The sequence below is a fragment of the Bradyrhizobium sp. C-145 genome, assembly GCF_023375135.1.
Taxonomy (GTDB): domain Bacteria; phylum Pseudomonadota; class Alphaproteobacteria; order Rhizobiales; family Xanthobacteraceae; genus Bradyrhizobium; species Bradyrhizobium zhanjiangense.
Map to the genome: position 1 here is coordinate 6,856,889 of NZ_CP088150.1, position 15,955 is coordinate 6,872,843.

The 15,955-nt window shown below is 61.6% G+C and carries 12 protein-coding genes and 9 pseudogenes; 9 read left to right on the forward strand and 12 right to left on the reverse strand.

Annotation, left to right across the window (positions count from 1 at the left end; genetic code table 11):
* Window positions 1-241: 241 nt before the first annotated feature.
* Window positions 242-1,588, forward strand: a complete 1,347-nt coding sequence (locus LRP30_RS32290) for an IS5 family transposase (RefSeq protein WP_249757405.1) — start codon at window positions 242-244, stop codon at window positions 1,586-1,588.
* Between the two features lie 165 nt (window positions 1,589-1,753).
* Here LRP30_RS32290 and LRP30_RS32295 read toward each other — a convergent pair whose 3' ends face one another.
* The 3 genes and pseudogenes from LRP30_RS32295 to LRP30_RS32305 form a co-directional block, all read right to left on the reverse strand.
* Entirely contained in the window at window positions 1,754-2,695 is a 942-nt protein-coding gene (locus LRP30_RS32295) for a CoA ester lyase (protein ID WP_249757406.1), read from the reverse strand.
* A gap of 64 nt (window positions 2,696-2,759) precedes the next feature.
* On the reverse strand, window positions 2,760-3,620 hold the full coding sequence (locus LRP30_RS32300; RefSeq protein ID WP_249757407.1) for a transporter substrate-binding domain-containing protein: 861 nt from the start codon (window positions 3,618-3,620) through the stop codon (window positions 2,760-2,762).
* A 733-nt stretch (window positions 3,621-4,353) separates the two neighbouring features.
* Window positions 4,354-4,810, reverse strand: a pseudogene (locus LRP30_RS32305) (transposase); the annotation flags it as partial.
* A gap of 5 nt (window positions 4,811-4,815) precedes the next feature.
* Between LRP30_RS32305 and LRP30_RS32310 the strand changes: the two are divergent.
* Window positions 4,816-4,998 (forward strand): plasmid pRiA4b ORF-3 family protein, encoded by a 183-nt coding sequence (locus LRP30_RS32310; RefSeq protein WP_249757408.1) that lies wholly within the window; start codon window positions 4,816-4,818, stop codon window positions 4,996-4,998.
* On the opposite strand, the pseudogene LRP30_RS32315 reads toward LRP30_RS32310, so the two are convergent.
* Window positions 4,988-5,507: pseudogene (locus tag LRP30_RS32315) on the reverse strand (IS630 family transposase); the annotation flags it as partial. The gene LRP30_RS32310 and the pseudogene LRP30_RS32315 sit on opposite strands and share 11 nt — an antisense overlap.
* Window positions 5,508-5,620: 113 nt before the next feature.
* On the opposite strand from LRP30_RS32315, the gene LRP30_RS32320 reads away from it, so the two are divergent.
* A complete protein-coding gene (locus tag LRP30_RS32320; RefSeq protein ID WP_249757409.1) occupies window positions 5,621-7,135 on the forward strand; it encodes an ISNCY family transposase in 1,515 nt (504 codons plus the stop codon).
* 167 nt (window positions 7,136-7,302) lie between these two features.
* Here the strand turns inward: LRP30_RS32320 and LRP30_RS32325 are convergent.
* The 3 pseudogenes from LRP30_RS32325 to LRP30_RS32335 form a co-directional block, all read right to left on the reverse strand.
* Window positions 7,303-7,488: pseudogene (locus LRP30_RS32325) on the reverse strand (IS630 family transposase); the annotation flags it as partial.
* Window positions 7,489-7,746: 258 nt separating this feature from the next.
* Window positions 7,747-8,488: pseudogene (istB, locus tag LRP30_RS32330) on the reverse strand (IS21-like element helper ATPase IstB).
* An 11-nt stretch (window positions 8,489-8,499) separates the two neighbouring features.
* Window positions 8,500-9,278, reverse strand: a pseudogene (locus LRP30_RS32335) (IS21 family transposase); the annotation flags it as partial.
* Window positions 9,279-9,298: 20 nt separating this feature from the next.
* Between LRP30_RS32335 and LRP30_RS32340 the strand changes: the two are divergent.
* Window positions 9,299-9,478 carry a recombinase family protein gene (locus LRP30_RS32340; protein ID WP_249757410.1) on the forward strand — a complete coding sequence of 60 codons (180 nt, stop codon included), beginning with the start codon at window positions 9,299-9,301 and terminating at the stop codon, window positions 9,476-9,478.
* On the opposite strand, the pseudogene istA reads toward LRP30_RS32340, so the two are convergent.
* A pseudogene (gene istA, locus LRP30_RS32345) lies at window positions 9,433-10,179 on the reverse strand (IS21 family transposase); the annotation flags it as partial. The gene LRP30_RS32340 and the pseudogene istA sit on opposite strands and share 46 nt — an antisense overlap.
* A gap of 310 nt (window positions 10,180-10,489) precedes the next feature.
* Here istA and LRP30_RS32350 point away from each other — a divergent pair.
* The 3 genes from LRP30_RS32350 to LRP30_RS32360 are packed head-to-tail and all read left to right on the forward strand — an operon-like array spanning window position 10,490 to window position 12,789.
* On the forward strand, window positions 10,490-11,350 hold the full coding sequence (locus LRP30_RS32350) for a site-specific integrase (RefSeq protein WP_249757261.1): 861 nt from the start codon (window positions 10,490-10,492) through the stop codon (window positions 11,348-11,350).
* A gap of 9 nt (window positions 11,351-11,359) precedes the next feature.
* Window positions 11,360-12,553: an IS91 family transposase gene (locus LRP30_RS32355; RefSeq protein ID WP_249757262.1), complete on the forward strand. Its 1,194-nt coding sequence runs from the start codon at window positions 11,360-11,362 to the stop codon at window positions 12,551-12,553.
* Entirely contained in the window at window positions 12,550-12,789 is a 240-nt protein-coding gene (locus LRP30_RS32360) for a hypothetical protein (protein WP_249757263.1), read from the forward strand. Before LRP30_RS32355 ends, LRP30_RS32360 begins: the two co-directional genes overlap by 4 nt.
* A 122-nt stretch (window positions 12,790-12,911) precedes the next feature.
* On the opposite strand, the pseudogene LRP30_RS32365 reads toward LRP30_RS32360, so the two are convergent.
* Window positions 12,912-13,166 (reverse strand): annotated as a pseudogene (locus LRP30_RS32365) (helix-turn-helix domain-containing protein); the annotation flags it as partial.
* A gap of 219 nt (window positions 13,167-13,385) precedes the next feature.
* Here LRP30_RS32365 and LRP30_RS32370 point away from each other — a divergent pair.
* The gene (locus LRP30_RS32370; protein ID WP_249761878.1) at window positions 13,386-13,658 is read left to right on the forward strand and encodes a plasmid pRiA4b ORF-3 family protein; all 273 of its coding nucleotides are present in this window, start codon (window positions 13,386-13,388) and stop codon (window positions 13,656-13,658) included.
* A gap of 42 nt (window positions 13,659-13,700) precedes the next feature.
* On the opposite strand, the pseudogene LRP30_RS32375 reads toward LRP30_RS32370, so the two are convergent.
* A pseudogene (locus tag LRP30_RS32375) lies at window positions 13,701-13,871 on the reverse strand (transposase); the annotation flags it as partial.
* Between the two features lie 102 nt (window positions 13,872-13,973).
* Between LRP30_RS32375 and LRP30_RS32380 the strand changes: the two are divergent.
* Window positions 13,974-14,382, forward strand: a pseudogene (locus LRP30_RS32380) (transposase); the annotation flags it as partial.
* Between the two features lie 89 nt (window positions 14,383-14,471).
* Here the strand turns inward: LRP30_RS32380 and LRP30_RS45085 are convergent.
* Together LRP30_RS45085 and LRP30_RS45090 are read right to left on the reverse strand one after the other, a co-directional pair.
* Complete coding sequence (locus LRP30_RS45085) at window positions 14,472-15,686, reverse strand: MmgE/PrpD family protein (protein ID WP_256477633.1); 1,215 nt, start codon at window positions 15,684-15,686, stop codon at window positions 14,472-14,474.
* Complete coding sequence (locus tag LRP30_RS45090; protein ID WP_256477634.1) at window positions 15,662-15,943, reverse strand: MmgE/PrpD family protein; 282 nt, start codon at window positions 15,941-15,943, stop codon at window positions 15,662-15,664. The genes LRP30_RS45085 and LRP30_RS45090 overlap by 25 nt, the downstream gene beginning before the upstream one ends.
* Window positions 15,944-15,955: the final 12 nt, after the last annotated feature.

The window sequence follows — 15,955 nt, forward strand, 5'->3', positions numbered from 1 at the left end:
AGGGTTTTGATGCTTCGGGAATCGGAAGCTTGCAATTTCATTTCAGATTCCGTCGAATCGCCAGTCATAATTCGTCGTCCGTGAAGAGCGGCTAAGCGACTGAGCCAGAATCGGATTCGTGGTTGTGGACTGTTTTTGGATTGCAGGGTTTTGATGCTTCGGGCGTCGGAACCCTGCAATTTTGTTTTCAGGATTCCGTCGAATCGCCGGTCATGATTCCGTGGTGGCATCGGAGGTGGCGATGCGGCCGAAGAAGCACAGGACGACGGGATCGGGCGATCTGTTCCGGGCCAGGCTGGACCAGATCATCAACATGAAGCACGAGCTGGTTCAGCTCGCCGGCAAGGTCGATTGGGACTGGATCGACGGCGAGATCGCGCCGCTCTATAGCGAGAACGGCCGGCCGGGCATCGCGACCCGCTTCATGATCGGGCTGCTGCTGCTCAAGCACATTTACGGCCTGTCCGATGAGGGGATGTGCGAGCGCTGGGTCCACGACCCGTATTTCCAGTACTTCACCGGCGAAGAGTTCTTCCAGCATGCCTTCCCGCACGAGCGCTCGGACCTGAGCCACTGGCGCAAGCGGCTCGGCGACAGGCTGGAACTGCTGCTGGCCGAGAGCCTGCGGGTGGCGCACGAGGCCGGCGCGTTACGCGGCCAAGACCTCAAGCGGGTCACAGTCGATACCACGGTGCAGCCAAAGGCCATCAGCTTCCCGACCGATGCCAAGCTGCTGCACGCGACGATCAAGGGGCTCAACCGTCTGGCGAGGAAGCACGGGATCAGGCTGCGGCAGTCCTATCTTCGCATTGCCAAGACCGCGGCCATGATGGCTTCCCGCTACGCCCATGCCAAACAGTTCAGGCGCCATCAGCGGCAGTTGCGTCTCCTGCGCTCAAGGCTGGGCCGGATCATCCGCGACATCCGTCGCAAGATCGAAGGTCAGGCCGTGCTGGAGAACGCCTTCGCCCTCCCGCTTGGCCGGGCCTCCCAGATCCGCTCGCAGCAGCAGCGCCAGCGCGGCTGGAAGCTGTATTCCTTCCATGCTCCGGAGGTGGAGTGCATCGGCAAGGGCAAAGCAGCCGCGCCTTACGAGTTCGGTGTCAAAGCCTCCATCGTCACCAACAACCGCCGGGCTCCCGGCGGCCTGTTCGTGCTGCACGCCAGGGCGCTACCCGATAACCCGTACGACGGTCACACCTTGCGGGACGTCATCGACCGCACCGAGACACTCACCGGCTGTGCGATCGAGCGGGCCTATGTCGACAAGGGATACCGCGGCCATGACGCGCAGAACCCGCGCCGTGTCTTCATTTCCGGCCAGAAGCGCGGCGTCTTCGGTGTCATCAAGCGAGAGCTGCGCCGCCGCTCTGCCATCGAACCCATCATCGGACACCTGAAGGCCGATGGTCACCTCGGCCGCTGCTACCTCAAAGGCCGCGCCGGCGATGCGGCCAACGTCATCCTCTCTGCCGTCGGTCACAACTTCCGCCGCATCCTCGCCTGGCTGAGGATTCTTTGGTGCCTCTTCCTGGCCACCTTCATCGCAGCCATCAGCGACCGTTCATCGCTGCAATCGGCTTCTTAACGGACGACTAATTCCGTGGTCGCATCGGAGGGGGCGATGCGGCCGAAGAAGCAGAAGGCGACGGGATCGGGCGATCTGTTCCGGGCCAGGCTGGACCAGATCAAGTGGGCTGCGGAACGATGCACTCGTACTTGGGGCGCGAGTGCCGTCACTCGTATCTGCCGTTTAGTATGCGGGTAGCTCGATTTCGGGAACATCTCCGACGACGATCCCCGCTGCCTGAGCTTTCTTTAGTACATCGATAGCGCATCGGATGTTTGCGTAGTCCACCAGCATAGACTTATATCGAACCGCAGCCTCGCCACGGGCAACAGCCTCTGCGAACGCAGAAACCATACCGCGCGCTTCGTCGATCTCCGTTTGGGATGGCGAGTAGATCTCGTTTATCACAGGAATGTGGCTAGGGTGGATTGCCGATGCCCAGGAGGCTCCCATGCGCTTGGATTTCTCGCCAATTCGCCGCACCAAATTGAGGTCATTCAATTGACCCGTCATGCCGCCGGCAACGTGTAGAATCCCGGCAGCGCGTGCCTGCAGCAGGGAATGCGCTCCGAAGTAACTTCCGGCCTCGGTCGTGTCTTCGGGCTGCACGCCCAGGGAGTGAGCAAGGTCACCACCCGGCGCGCCGGTATAGCCGGCACGTTTGACTCGCGGCGACGCCATGCAGATCTCGTAGAACCTGTACATCGCCAGTGCAGTTTCCGCGTGCGGGCAAATCTCGATCCGGCCGAGCGGAAGCCCCCGCGACCTCTCCAACTCGCCAAGCACGAGGTCCAGAGCGGCAATGTCTTCCGGCCCTTCAGTCTTGGCAAGACCCACCCCGTCGAGGCCATCGATGACCACCGCATTGACGTCGTCCAGTAAACGCCCTGTGCGCCATCCGTTGAGCCTCACGAAGCGCCCGAAGGAGCCGGTGCGCAGCTGTTGAATGGCCGCGGCGACGGACGCGCGGGCGCCGGCCTTCTCAGCGACCTCGACAGAGTCTTCGAGATCAAACATCAGGGCATCCGCTCCGTATTTGGGCGCCTTCAACATCCAGTCGAGCTTGTGGCCAGGGATGTAGAGCATCGATCGATACAACTTAGCATCGCGGAACATCTGAGGCATGCAAACTTCCTTCGTCCGTAACTACGCGCGAGCGTTCGCGCTTTGGTGTTAGCAACGTCGCTTGCTACTGATCCGGCTCAGGTGCGCCATTGATCGTGGCTCTTCCGATCGAGCTATCCTCGACGGGTAGATTCCATTTCTTCAAAAGCTGGCCGTAAGTGCCGTCTTCGATGAGTTCATCCAGGGCCTTCTTGAGCGACTCTCCAAGCTCCTTGTTCTGGTTCATGAATGCCATGCCGTACACGGCCCCACCGAGTGGCTTCGGGAGCATCATGTAGATGTTGCCCTCCGACATATTCGAGTATGCGACCGACCCCGCCCCTCCCATGGCTAGGTCCACGCGGCCTTGCTTCAATTCCAGTTTTGCCGTCGGTGTTCCGCCGTCCATCTCGACTCTTACCAGGGCAGGCCGCCCCGCCCTAACGCAAACTTCATCGTTCCACTTGTCTAGCGCTTTAGCCGTCCCAACATTGCCGCGGAACGTCATGACCCGCTTTCCGCACAATGCGGCAGGGGTCTTGAGTTGTTCCGCGTTGGATTTGAGCGCGTAAAACACATAGGGCTCCTTCACGTAGTCAATGAAGTTCACACCTTGCGCACGCCTTGCGGAATGACCCTGCATCGCCCCTCCGCCGTAGATATCAACTCGCCCGGTCTTGAGCGGAGCGAAGCTCGTCAGATCCTGATAGCTGAAAAAATCCCATTTGACCGTCGCACCAATCTTCTTCGCCATGGCTTCGAACAGATCGCGGTCGAATCCAGTAAATTCGCCAGAGTGAATGTCCTTAAAAGCGAACGGTGGGTAGGTGTTGAAATCCCCTGCATTGATGACCCGTGGGGAATTCTGCGCATTTGCGGTGCCCGCTAAGAGGCTCGCCGCGGCGAGTCCGCTCATTGCGAGACGAATTGCAATCCTGAAAAGCATTTGATCTCCTAGATTTCGGTTGGCCCATTAACCCAGCACAACCGAGATGACGTCTCGCGTGCGGGCTTCGGACTTGCAAGAACTTCGTGGGGGGGGCCGCTTTCTGCGACAAGCCCATAGTTCACGAACGGGACCGGAGCGCGCGCGAAGGCGAGTCTATGCATCACGACAATCATGGTGGTACCCGACTTCAGCGACAGTGAGCATAGGCGCCTATCCCTTTCGGTGATTGATAAAGGGGACTTGACCCCGCCCCACCGATCGACGGGTTTACAAGGCTGGTAGCCTAGAGGAGTCAGGAACTGAATTTCTGCAAATTTGGCTTGATTGGGCATGAATTCCTGCACGATCTGCGGAAAAGCGCCGGTCCTTCGAGCCCAACAAGCCCAGAGTTGAAACCCCACCTCTATTAATACGTTTGTAGAAGACCCTACTCGCCCCGGCGCGAGATAGCGGCGAACGCCGACCACTGCATGACAGTGATGCTCGATGGCCTGATCCGCGGCGGCACTGACGTGATACAGGCGCTACCCTCCGCGTCCAGATCGTCTTGGTCGGCCGTCCTTTCCTGCATGCGCGGCAGATTATGATGTCGATATCGTATCACCCGGCGCATCGAGGGCCGCGAGATAGCTCTCGCGGTACTCGGGGCCACACGCTCGCCCGCTGAGCTCGTCTAACGCACTCTGGTCAAGGTTCGGCGTAGGCTCGATATGCCAAGTATCGTTGGCATTTGCCTCTCTATCGCCAGGCGCAGATGCTGGCGACCCACGAAATTGCCATTGATCGGGAGCGTACCGGACAGGGCGACCGCACGCGTCTCTCGTGTCATGGTCTTGTAAGCCTTATAGTCATCGCAATGGATGATGCCACGGTAGCCGTCGAGCAGCCTCAAGCCATGGACGGCGCCGCGACCCAGTGCATAGGCATAGATCACCCCAGGTAGGGTCAGGTCCGGCCCAAGGCTGGTCATCGCACGAGAGCGCCCAGAAGTAGCCGGTTTTGGTCCTGCCACGCCGCGGATCCAACACTGGCGCCGGGGTGTCATCGACACCAAGCTTTGCGGAGGCGAGCAAATCCTCGCGCAGACGCCGCCACAAGGGCTTCAGCTCCTTGGCAGCACGGTCGACCCAGAAGGCGAGCGCGGAACGGCGTCGACCTACACGATGCGTGCGCACGATCCTAGGCTGGCAGCATGAGCCTGAACGCGAACGCCGTCCGGATCAGGGTAACCCTCCAGGAAGAGAAGCCGGAGGCAATGCGTTGCCTTGTCGTACCCATCACCCTGCGCCTTGATCGGCCGGATCTGTCGCTTCAGGCGGCGTTTGGCTGGACGAACAGCCACCTCCTCGAGTTCCTAGAGCGTTTCACATTTTGACGGAAGCATAATCTGCGTTGGCGAAGTTAGTTGGCGCGCTCGCGAGGCTGGATGTCCTGGATGAGGTGACCGATGCGGCGCCAAGTGTCCTCGATGGTGCGCTTCTGAGCTTGCCGCATCCAGTGTTTGATCTTAGAGAATGCCTGTTCGATCGGGTTGAGGTCGGGCGAGTATGGTGGCAGGTACCAGAGCCTGGCGCCAGCAGCCTTGATCATTTGCCTGACAGCTTTCGACTTGTGGCTTCCGAGATTGTCGAGGATGACGATGTCGCGTTCGCGCAGGGTTGGCAGGAGAAGGTGCTTCACATAAGCGCAGAAGCATTCGCTGTTGATCGGACCATCGAAGACGGAGGGTGCAGTGAGTTGGTTATGGCGGAGCGCGCCGAGGAATGTGAGGGTGCGCCAGTGACCGTGCGGGGCGAAGCCGCGCAGGGGTGCGCTTTTGGGCCCCCAGCCCCGCAAAGGGGCCATGTTGGTCTTGATCCAAGTCTCATCGATGAAGACGAGCCTGTCGCGCGGCGATCAGGATGGAAGACGCATTGCCTCGCCTTAATTGTTACCGGATGCTGAGCCGTTGCCTCACGTAAATTGCTCCCCTGGATCGGGAACGAGCGGGGGCGCAGATGGGGTGGCTGAGCATGGCAACGCGGAAGGAACTGACGACGGCGGCGGGCGCGCGCTATCGGCGTTCGGATCGTGCGAAGAAGGCGCGGATATTAGACGAGTTCGTCGACATCACCGGATTCCATCGCAAACATGCGATGCGTCTACTTCGAGGCCAGGAAGACGTAAGCGCAGGCCGACGGGCGCGACGTCGGATCTATAATGAGGCGGAACACAACGCGCTCGTGCTGCTTTGGGAAGCGTCAGACCGGATCTGCGGGAAGCGACTGAAAGCGTTGATGCCAGCGCTGATTGAGGCAATGGAACGGCACGGCCACCTCGACCTTTCCCCCGAGATCCGCGCCAAGCTCTTGGCGATGAGCGCTGCGACGATCGATCGCGCGTTGGTGCGGATCCGAGAAAAATTAGGACGCAGGCGCCGGCGGCACGCAGCGCATTCCCTGCGTCGCAGTGTTCCAATACGGACGTCGGCAGATTGGAACGATCCGGCGCCGAGGTTCGTCGAGGCTGACCTTGTAGCGCATAGCGGTCCATCTGCGCGCGGCAGCTTCATCCAGACCCTCGTGCTCACGGACATTGCTACCGGCTGGACAGAGTGCGCTCCTCTGATCGTGCGCGAACAGACGCTGTTGAGCACGGTACTGACGGAATTGCGCAAACATTTGCCTTTTGCGCTGCTCGGCCTCGATACCGACAATGATACCGTGTTGATGAACGAGACGCTGAAAGCCTACTGTGAGGCGGCCAACATCGTCTTCACGCGTTGCCGTCCCTACCGGAAGAATGACCAGGCGTTCGTCGAGCAGAAGAACGGCGCGGTCGTGCGCAGGATGGTCGGCTATCGCAGGTTCGAAGGCCTGGAAGCGGCCGAGCTGCTGGCCGGACTCTATCGATCAGCGCGGCTGTTAGTAAACTTCTTCCAACCCTCGTTCAAACTGTTAGCCAAGCAGCGCGACGGTGCTCGTGTACGCAAGACATACAGCGCGCCGGCAACACCTCACCAGCGCCTGGCAGCGGACGCCCGCACGCCTGACGCTGTCCGCCATCATCTCCAAGAAATCTATGCCGCTCTCGATCCAGTCGCGTTGTTGCGCGACATCCGCGGCGTGCAGGAGTGCCTCGCGGCCCTCGCGGACACCCAACCAATCGGCCATCCTGCTGCGGCATCGCAATCGATCGATCGCTTCCTGGCAAGCCTGCGCACGGCCTGGAAGGACGGAGCCATGCGACCGACGGATCGGCCACTCGTGAAGGCGAAGAGAGGCCGACGTCGTCCCGACCCGCTCATCCGAGCAACGCCAGATTTGCGAAAATGGTTTGAAACCGAGCCTTGGCGGACTGGCAGCGAACTGCTCTCGCGCTTGCAGGAGGAATATCCTGGAGCCTATCCGAACAAGCTTCTTCGAACGCTTCAACGTCGGCTGAAATCCTGGCGCAGCGAGCGAGCGAACGCGCTGCTGTTCGCTCCTAGCGAGAAAATGCCGCCAGGGTATGAGGCCACAACATCCCAATGACATGCGGGGTGCCAGCGGAGGAGGCCGGGCGCTCCGAAACCCCGGCCATCTCCGCACCCGGCCTCCTCCTCAACCCAAGCCAGGAGCAAAATAAATGAGGCAACCGATCGCACCCGGGAGCATCAATACATGAGGCAATACGCTTCCCATCCAGATCGACGCGCTACAACGAGCCGGTTCGGATCAAGTCCAGCTTGCCAGGATTGCCAACGCCGTCGCCTACGAGAGACGTTGGCGCGTGCTTGTTCGAGGGCGAACAGTGTTTTTTTGAACCGCAGCCCTTCCCGGCGCAGGAACAGCCAGACCGTGTTGTGCGAGACCTTGACCCCGCGGGCTGCCAGTTCTGCCTTCAGACTGCGGATTCCGACGAAGTCGTCCGGGTGGACCGATATGAAGTCGCTCGGGGATTCCGAGACGATGTCGCCCACCTTTCCGATTTGATCTCGCCCGGCGAGGCGTTCTGGCCGGTACGTTCTGTGGCATTGGGCGAGCCGCGCGGTCAACTTGGAATCGCGGCTTGAACCCCTTGTGTTTCTGTTGCGGTTGCTGTGGGCATGTGGGCAACGCGATTGCGTTGTCCAAGCGCAGCGGCATGTCCACAGCGTCACGGCTCAGGCCTTTCGGGCGGATTGCCGAGTTCGGCGCAGGCTCTCACCGGTGAGATCGAGCCGATAGGCATTGTGGACGAGGCGATCGAGCACGGCGTCGGCATAGGTGGGATCTCCAATGAGCAGATGCCACTGGTCCACGGGAGCTGGCTGGTAACGATGGTGGAGCGATGACCGTAGCGATCTTCGAGGATTTCCAGGAGGTCGTGACGGGCGCCGGCATCGAGCGGCTCGAGCCCCCAATCATCGAGGATCAGCAGGTCGACACGGCCGAGGCCGCGCAATAGGCGTGGATGGCGGCCGTCGCCGCGCGCGAGAGCGAGGTCATCGAACAGCCGCGGAACACGTTGATAGAGCACGGAGCGATTGTCACGGCAGGCCTTGTGGCCGAGCGCCGAGGCGAGCCAGCTCTTGCCGACGCCGGCCGGGCCGCAGATCAGCAGGTTAGCATGGTCGTCGATCCAGCGTCCCTCGACAAGCTTGGCAAACAGTGGGCGGTCGAGGCCGCGCGTGGTGCGGTAGTCAATGTCCTCGACGCACGCCTGCTGGCGCAGCTTGGCGTAGCGCAGGCGAGTGGCGAGCCGTTTGTCGTGCCGCAGCGAGGCTTCACGTTCGAGCAGCAGAGCAAGCCATTCGGCGTGACCGAGGCTGCCAGCCTCACCGGCAGCTTCGATGTCGGCGAAGCCCTTGGCCATGCGTGGAGGCCGACGGCGTTGAGGCGGTCGAGGGTCGGATGGGTGAGCAAGGGATGGTCTCTTAATTGTAGTAGCGCGGTCCGCGGATGTTGGCATGCAGGATCGGTGCATCGTCCGCGGAGCGCTGGTGAGCAGGACGCCGATCGAGATTGTTGGCGAGGATCGACTTGACCGAGCCATAGGTGCGCGCGCCGATATCGATCGCCCGCGCAGCCGCCGCGTCCAGCCGTTCGCGCCCATAGGAGGCGGCGAGGCTGGGGATGCCGAGGCAGGCACGGAAGCCTTGTTCGGGGAGCGAGCGCTCGTCGAGAATGAGGTCGCACAATGCGCTGGTTGCCGGGCCGATCGCGGCGGCGTCCTGACGGATCCGCGCGATGGTCCAGCCGGCGTAGCGGCGATGGCTTGAGGCCATGTGCTCCGGCACACGGTGGTGTGCTTGTGATGGCCGCTCATGCGCTGATGCGCGGCAATCCGCTCGCCTTGTGGAAGATCTCGACGGTGGGGCGGTGAACCGCACCTCGACCTCGGCACGCGCGAAGCGATGCGGAACGCTGTAATAATGCTTCTCCACCTCGACATGGTAGTCGAGGCTGACGCGGCGGATCCGCCACTCCGCGAGGACATAGGGGCTTGCCGGCAACGGCTTGAGCGCCGGCCGGTCGACCTCCTCGAGCAGCCGGCGGCGCGTCACGCCGAGCCGTCGGATTGGCGCTCCCTGTTGAGCCTTGTGAGCAACTCGCCGATCGCTGCGTTGACCTCAGCAAGGCTGTAGAAGATGCAGTGGCGCAGGCGGCCGAGCAGCCAGCGCTCGATGATGAGGACGGCCTGCTCAAGCGCCGCACCATGCGCGCGTTCTGCAGGTGCTCCACAATCCGCGCTACGCCGGGGCTTTTGCGTATGGCCGAACGCGCATACGGCACCGGCCCGATGGTGGCACCAGTGTCGTCAAGGTGGCCAGGGCCGATTGGCAGTTCGTTATGCCGGGAATGCACCAGTCGCGCGGCTTGCGCGGGCGCGCCGGCAAGATAGCAGTGCCGTAATGCGCCGCCATCTCCGCATAGATACGATTGATCTGCGGGTCGTACAGGCTCGCCTTGATGACCGCGACCTTCGTGTTGTCGGGCACCAGCAGCGCCGGGGGCGCCGCCGATCGCCGCGAAGGCGCCAACATGGGCACTGATCCAGTCGGCGAGCCCCTGCGTCCACGTCACCTGCGCGTAGGTGAAGCTCGAGGCGCCGAGCACGGCGATGAAGATCTGCGCCGTCCTCCGCTCGCCGGTGAGGCGGTCGACCACCACCGGCACGCCATCGCCGGCATAGTCGACGAACAGCTTGCCGCCAGCCAAATGGGCCTGGCGCATCGTTACCGACAGACGGCCCTCCCAGGCGGTAGAGCTCACAGAAGCGCGAGTACCGGTATCCGCCGGGCTCGGCGGCGATATATTTCTCCCACAGGATCGACAGCGTCACGTGCTTGCGCTTGAGCTCGCGGTGCACCGCCGCCCAGTCGGGCTCGACGATGCGGCGATGACCCTGCCGGTTACCGTTGCCGGTCTTGGCGAACGGGCGGGCCTCCAGGGCCGCGTCCGTGTTCGTCGGGCAACGGCCTGCTCAGGCCTGCGGCCTCGAACCGCCGGATGGTCAGCCGCACTGTCGAGGGCGCCGCGCCCAGCCGCCGAGCAATCTTACGGCTCGGCAGCCCAGCCGCCTTCATCCTGATCACATCGCGCACACGGCGCATCGCAAGCCTCTCCGTCGGCATCCAGGGTCCCCCTTCGCAAAGCCGAAAGGGGGACCCTAAGGGAGCCAGAAGAGGCCTCGTCACCCGGGCGACATCATCCCGGAATGGTGGGCGACATCATCTCAGAATGGGTGGACGACTTCAAATCGGAAAGGTGGGCGAGATCATCTCGGAATGCTGGGCGACATCGAGCGGAATCCGCATTGAACGAACCCGCTACGCGGGAGTGGAGGCAAGCCTGCTGTACTGAGGTGTCCTGTCTGAGAGGATGTTGGTCTTCGCACCACCCCTCTCAAGACAGGAGACCCAGATGGCTACGATGAGCCCTCTTCGGCAGCGTATGATCGAGGACATGACGGTCCGCAATCTGTCGCCGTCGACTCAGCAATCCTATATCTATGCGATCGCAAAGTTTAGCCGCCATTTCGGCGACGCCCCGGACCGGTTGAGTTTCGAGCAGGTCCGTGCCTACCAACTGCACCTCATCGGCCAAAAGCGTTCGTGGTCCCACATCAATCAGGTGGCCTGCGCGCTGCGGTTCTTCTACGGCATCACACTCGGGCAGACGGAGGCATTCGAGCGGATCATCGGCGGCCAGAAGCCCGACAAGCTCCCCCTCGTGCTTAGTGCCGAAGAGATCGAGCGCTTTCTGGACGCGGTTACAGGGGTGCGCAACCGCGTCGTGCTGGCGACGGCTTATGCGGCTGGCTTACGGGTTAGCGAGGTCGTACGCCTGAAGGTGAGCTCGATCGACAGCAAGCGAATGTTGATCCACATCGAGAACGGCAAGGGCGGCAGAGATCGTTACGCGATGCTTTCTCCTCGGCTGCTGGATATTCTGCGTGCGTACTGGACGCGAACACGGCCGGGGCTGTGGCTATTTCCAGGCCAAGACCCAAGCGAACATGTCAGCGTCCGCTGCGTCCAGGCGGCCTGCCGCGCCGCCCGCCGACGCGCTCGGATTGCCAAGCCGATCACTGTCCACACGCTCCGGCACTCCTTTGCGACTCATCTCCTGGAAAGCGGGATCGACATCCGCATCATTCAGGTCTTGCTCGGACATGCCGACCTCGGATCGACCGCCCGCTACGCGCAGGTTGCGACCAATCTGCTCGCTCGCACGACCAGCCCATTCGATGGGCTCTCCATCACGGTGATCCCACCCCACTAAGCCGCGCATATGCGCCCCGTGCTTGAGGTGGCGGACATCTTCCGCCGCCACGGCGCTGCGTTCCGTACCGCGCAGGGCTCTCGGCTCACATCCGACCAGCGCCGTGTGATGGCAGCCATCGAGGCGTGCCGCACAGCGACGCTCGGCGGCCATGTCGAGCGGTGCGACGACTGCGGCCTGGTTCGCGTCGCGTACAACAGCTGTCGCGATCGGCACTGTCCAAAGTGCCAAGGCCTCGCGCGCGCCCAATGGCTCGCCGATCGCCAAGCCGATCTGCTGCCGGTCCCCTATTTCCATGTTGTCTTCACCGTGCCGGCGCCAGTAGCCGCTATCGCGCTGCAGAATAAGGCGGTGGTCTACGACATCCTGCTCAAGACGGCGGCCGAGACGATCCGTCTCATCAGCGCCGACCCGAAGCATCTCGGTGCCGAGACTGGGATGATCGCCATTCTCCACACCTGGGGGCAGACCCTGACGCATCATCCGCATGCCCATTGCCTCGTGCCGGGCGGCGGGATTGCCCCCGATGGAAGCTGGGTTGGCTGCCGCCCCGGCTTCTTCCTTCCCGTTCGCGTCCTGTCACGATTGTATCGTCGGCTATTCCTGGAGCGCCTCCAGGCGGCGTTCGATAGCACCAAGCTCCAGTTCTTCGGCCACCTCGACCACCTGAGCGAAGCGGCTGCATTCGCCCGCCATCTAAACGCCCTCCGCAAGGTCGAGTGGGTCGTCTACGCCAAGCGTCCCTTCGGCGGACCAGAACAGGTTCTGGCGTATCTCGGGCGCTACACCCATCGCGTTGCGATCGCCAACGGCCGGCTCATCACCTGTGAGCAGGGCCACGTCCGCTTCCGGTGGAAGGATTATCGCGCCGGCAACAAATCCAAAGTGATGACGCTCGAGACTGACGAGTTCATCCGTCGCTTTCTGCTCCACGTATTGCCGAAGGGGTTCCCCCGCATCCGCCATTTTGGCTTCCTGGCGAACGCCTGCCGCGTCGCCAAACTCGCGCGCATCCGAGCGGCGCTAAAGGCGCCGCAACCACCTCCGCCTGCCGAAGCTGTCGACTATCGTGAGCGCTGCGCCATCCTCATTGGTCACCGCCTTGACTTGTGCCCCATCTGCGGAGGCCGCATGGTCGAGATTGGGCCTGTGCCGCGTGCGCCAACGCCGCGACGCGCAGCACCTCGCTGCGATACATCATGACCGACTACCTCGACTTGTTCGCTCCCACTGCAGGCATCGCCATGCCGACGTTCTCCGTCGGAACGATCAAGCACGCTCAGAACGCGCGGCGAACGGGCCATAGTCGGCCACACATGCTGGACGCGCCGTTCGACGCTATCGACGGCGGCATCCTCTGCTGCCAACATCAGCGACAATCTGCGACCTCACCGGCCCGCGGACTCAGCATCGGGCCAGCTGCGCCCACCGGCGCCTAGATCGAGCCCCCATAGGTCCTCGCTCACAAGACGCGGCTTCGTTCAATCCAGCTTCAAATAGGTCCCGCGCTGGACTTGCGGCGAGATCTGCGACGCGGGACCTATTTGAACCCTCCAGTATTCAGACCATGCAGCGTCAGGTCCGGCATCTGAGTGATCCACTCGACAATGAAGGCGCGGTGGGGATCAAGCACGGGCTTACGATGACCGCCCATCTTGCCAGGCGCAGCCGAGCCAGTCGCCCGCTGCCGCTGTGACCACTTCACCACTGACGAGACCGCAAAACCAAACCGCTCCGCCACAGATCGGCAACTCTCGCCCGCCAAAACTGACGCCACCACACGCGCGCGAAGATCCAGGGAAAGAGGTCGGATCATGCGATGCTGGCCTCCACTCCAGCCAGCATCTTGAATCACAATCCGCCAAAAACCGGAATCCCTCCGATTCAATTAAGCAAGGAAATGCTCTAGCTGGCGAAGGGCGTTGGGGCACCCCTGATCCCGACTGTGACAACCGATCGATGCCGCAAGGCGCGGCTTGAGACAGGCGCCAAGACGATCCACTATCTCTATGACTTCGGCGGCAGCTGGGACGATGTGATCAAACTCGAAAAATGGTTCGACACCACGACGATAGAGGGACTTCCCCTCCTGCTCGAGGCCCTCGGTCGTTGTCCTCCGGAGGACGTCGGCGGTGCGCCAGGCTATGCCGACTACCGCGACCCTACTCATTCAGAACATGAAAATATACGCCTCTGGGGACCCGAACGGTTCGATCCCGACCGTCGTCGACCGGAAGACGCTCGAAGTCGCCGTCACCCATTGTCCGGAATTCGGAAGCCGCGGCGTCGCGCCACGCGGCTCAAATAGACGTTAAGCGTCAACCAAAGGGGCCGCAGAGCTACGCTTACTCCGGGTGAGCTCAGCGAACCAGCGCTCGACCTCGTTGATCCATAAGGCGGAAGCCGGCGTGAAGTGAAGATGATAGTGCGGCCCGCGAGCGAGCGACGCTTTGATCTTGGGCGTCTTGTGGGTGGCGTAGTTGTCCATGACGATCCGGACAGCGAGTTCCTCAGGGATTTGAGGGCCCGGATCGTTCTGGCCTGTGCGGAAGGCAGCCAGAACAATGAGGCGGCGGTGTGGTCGAGATGACCGTCGGCACGGCGTCGGCCCTTTGTACAGGACCTCGCGCTCATTGCGGACGGCGAGAAGGATGTGTTCGGGCTCTGAATCAAGCAGACCGAAGGGGCCAAATTCTGGCTCAAGGTCGTCAATAAGCTCAAAGGTGCGCGGGATTGCCGTAGTCTACGGCATCAACGGCTTTCCAAAGGCCAACACGTCGGTTTTCCCGCAGACCATGTGCAGACCGGCATCGTGCACCTGATCAGGAACAGCTTGGCCTTCCGCGGAAGGACCGCAAGACGGTCCTGCCCGCGATCAAGGCGATCTAGCGGGCGACGACGCCGATGTTGCGCTTGTCCTCCTCAAGGAGTTCGAGACCGAGTGGGGCAAGCGCTATCCGTCGATCGGAGCAGCCTGGGATTACGTCGTGCCATTCTTCGCCTTTGCGCCAGGCATTCGCAAGATGAATTACCAGCCTGCAAATGGAGGCCATTGGCAACGTAAAGCCGCTTTGACACGCAAGCGCTTGACATCGGGTTTTCGTAAATAAGTCGCGACGACTCATCTTACATTCCCTATGGCTGTATAAAGTGCATCGAACAGACCGCTGACATCGTCCAGACGCTCTAAGTCGTTAACGAGGGAGACGATACGATCAGCATCGTCCGCGACGACCCAACTGCGGAATTTCGCTTCGATCTGGCAATCGTAAATACGGCCTTTGGGGTGATGGGAATCATCCCAGAACCAGTCAATCTCCTCGCGGAACGTGCCCTTGCCGGTGATGACATTGACGCCAGCATTTAGGACATGCGTAAAGTCGGCATCGTCGAACACATCCGGATAAAACCATTTGGTCTTGCTCTCCGTGAACCGGACGCGCTCGCGCAGCGCTTGCACCGCCGAGGTTTGCGCGAACTCCTCGTTCAGCCATTCCTGTGGCGGAACCTTCATCAGCAGCATCGCCACGCTGTGGGCAAGGCTGAGCGTCAGGCTGACGAGGTTCCGCGGCTGTTTGTTCAAGAAGCCGCCTCTCTTCTTCTGGACCCCGCCGTCCCATAAAATGTGGGAACCAACTTCGAGCACCACCTCAGATACGTCGTCAGCGTCAATGCCGTGCTTGGCGATCAGAATCTCCAGCGCCTTCAGCGGGGAGTGAAACCAGAAGCAAGCGGGCCAGCGTTTGTATCCGATGCTACGCAGGTGCCAGCGGCTACCCAAGCGGGCCAGGAAGCGCTGCGGATTGGTGTCCAGGGCTTGCACGATGGCGAGCAGCCCGTGCTTCTCGCCATCGAGTATCGTGAGATCCGACGTATTTCCGCGCATGGCGGAAACAGCGCTGAAGACGCCGGCCAGGGGACACCAGCCAAACTTGGCATATTTCGTGTTGGGCAGGTCTTCTTGTGTAGCACATTTCTGAACGGTCGGGAGCGGCGTGTACAGGGCTGCGAGGTTATAGGCTTGGTTCGTCTGGTCCCTGGATAGGTTCAAGGCGCGGGCAGCCGCGCCAACGGCGGCGAATACTACCGGTGCATCGTCGCCAAAGACATCTGACCTGCCTTTTTCCGGCTGGCCGTTGGTCAGCTTAGTATGAGGACCGATCGCGAGACTAACCTGGCCGCCGAGTTCGTAGCCTACCACCAGCGCTGTGATGAGTTCTTTGCCCGACAAGCGCCGCCAACGCGCCATTGCCATTGCGCTGGCCACGGTGGCGGCACCGAAATGTAACCAAGCGTAGCACTCCTCAAGATCTAACAGATTGCCGAGACGGCCCATCTCGTAGTCGCGACCGAGGAAATCGGCGCCGTCGGATCGAAAACCCGCCCCAAGTCGGCGGCGAGTTGGGAAATCAAATTCCCTTCATTTGTCTTGGCAGCTGCAATCATGCAGCCCAACGTGTCGAGAAGCAGGCGCTTGCCCTCTTGCCGCACGTCGTCGGGAATCCGTTCATAGTCCAGGCTGGCGTAGTGGCTGGCCAAGTCTAAGCTTATGCTTTTGTCTGCTTCCTCAGCCTGGGATTTGTTGATTGCCATTATCTCTTACTC

What these genes read in the sequence shown, in the direction of transcription:
- LRP30_RS32290 (WP_249757405.1), top strand. Translation starts at nt 242, where the DNA reads ATGCGGCCGAAGAAGCACAGGACGACGGGATCGGGCGATCTGTTCCGG.
- LRP30_RS32295 (WP_249757406.1), bottom strand. Translation starts at nt 2,695, where the DNA reads ATGCCTCAGATGTTCCGCGATGCTAAGTTGTATCGATCGATGCTCTAC.
- LRP30_RS32300 (WP_249757407.1), bottom strand. Translation starts at nt 3,620, where the DNA reads ATGCTTTTCAGGATTGCAATTCGTCTCGCAATGAGCGGACTCGCCGCG.
- LRP30_RS32310 (WP_249757408.1), top strand. Translation starts at nt 4,816, where the DNA reads ATGAGCCTGAACGCGAACGCCGTCCGGATCAGGGTAACCCTCCAGGAA.
- LRP30_RS32320 (WP_249757409.1), top strand. Translation starts at nt 5,621, where the DNA reads ATGGGGTGGCTGAGCATGGCAACGCGGAAGGAACTGACGACGGCGGCG.
- LRP30_RS32350 (WP_249757261.1), top strand. Translation starts at nt 10,490, where the DNA reads ATGGCTACGATGAGCCCTCTTCGGCAGCGTATGATCGAGGACATGACG.
- LRP30_RS32355 (WP_249757262.1), top strand. Translation starts at nt 11,360, where the DNA reads ATGCGCCCCGTGCTTGAGGTGGCGGACATCTTCCGCCGCCACGGCGCT.
- LRP30_RS32360 (WP_249757263.1), top strand. Translation starts at nt 12,550, where the DNA reads ATGACCGACTACCTCGACTTGTTCGCTCCCACTGCAGGCATCGCCATG.
- LRP30_RS45085 (WP_256477633.1), bottom strand. Translation starts at nt 15,686, where the DNA reads ATGGGCCGTCTCGGCAATCTGTTAGATCTTGAGGAGTGCTACGCTTGG.
- LRP30_RS45090 (WP_256477634.1), bottom strand. Translation starts at nt 15,943, where the DNA reads ATGGCAATCAACAAATCCCAGGCTGAGGAAGCAGACAAAAGCATAAGC.